Raw genomic sequence first — 1,196 nt, forward strand, 5'->3', positions numbered from 1 at the left:
GCGGCTATGTGCCCGGACTAGGGCTAGCCCAAAGGCTTATCAATGGTAATGTGGATGCGGCTCAAAGAATCATCCACCAAACAAGCACCCCGCAGCAACAAGCCGCCCTAAAGGACTTGTCAGAAGCTTTTGGAGGGGGGGCTAAGTTCAACACCCAGCCCAGCGCGCTAAGCAAAAAGGCAAAAGAAGTCTTTGGGGAGGATTCTACAGCCTTTAAGGCTTATGACACCATTGCTAACATCTTAAGCCTACCCAAGCACACCCAAAGACAAGAGGCGTTTATAAGGGCTATTAGAGCCGATGAAAGCGGGCATCTAGCGGCTTTTTTGGCTGAAGCGGCTAACTCTAGCGTGCAGGCACAAAGCACCCTAAAGGGGATTTTAAACCAGACCACAAGAAACCTCCAATTAGAGCTAGAACGCCTCAATTTAAACGCGCAGGACATTAAGGGCGTGTTTGAGGACTTAGACAGGGGGACTAAAGAGTCTTATAGCGATGCGATGGAGCGCGTCATAGGCGAGGTGATGGGGGATGAGTATAAAGTAAAACTTGATCCCACGCCCTTCAACGCCCTTAAAAGGGACTTGAAAGATCAGGGGCTAGAAGAGATCGCCAAACCCTTTTTAAAGGGGTTGGAACACCTATTGTATAACCCAGATGGGGTAAACTTCAAGCAATTGCATAAAAGTTTGAATCTACTCAATAGCTATTACAAAGAAGCCAAAGACCCCAATTTTAGGGATCATATCCAAAGGGCATTAGAGGGCTTTATTAGAAAAGATATTAAAAGCGGGGTGGATGATCTCTTTGCCCAATTGCCCCCCCAAGTGGCTAATAAATACCAGCAACTCTTTTCTACCGCGCTCAAAGATTACGCCCAAATGAAAGCCACCAGCAAGCTAGTTAAAAAGCTAGGGCTAAGAGACGCGCACAAAAGCGAACAAGAGGCGCTAGATAGCTTGATGAAGTTTGCCAAAGGGCAGGGAGATAATTTAGATAATTTTAGCCAACTTACGCGCTCTCTTAGCCCACAGAATCGCCAAGTCTTAGAATTGCACATGTTAAACCGCCTTTTTGAAAAAAGTCTGATCCAAGAGCAAGATTTAAGCGTCTTTGATAGCCAAGCCTTTTTTAAGAGATTAGACAAGCTTAAGCAGGGGACTTTCCAATCACAGGGGGCAAAGGACTTCATAGAG

General features: G+C 46.2%; 1 pseudogene. It reads left to right on the forward strand.

Annotated features, from left to right (window positions below):
* Positions 1-1,196 (forward strand): annotated as a pseudogene (locus EAO37_RS08995) (hypothetical protein); the annotation flags it as partial.

This window comes from Helicobacter sp. L8, assembly GCF_003660355.1.
Classification (GTDB): domain Bacteria; phylum Campylobacterota; class Campylobacteria; order Campylobacterales; family Helicobacteraceae; genus Helicobacter; species Helicobacter labacensis.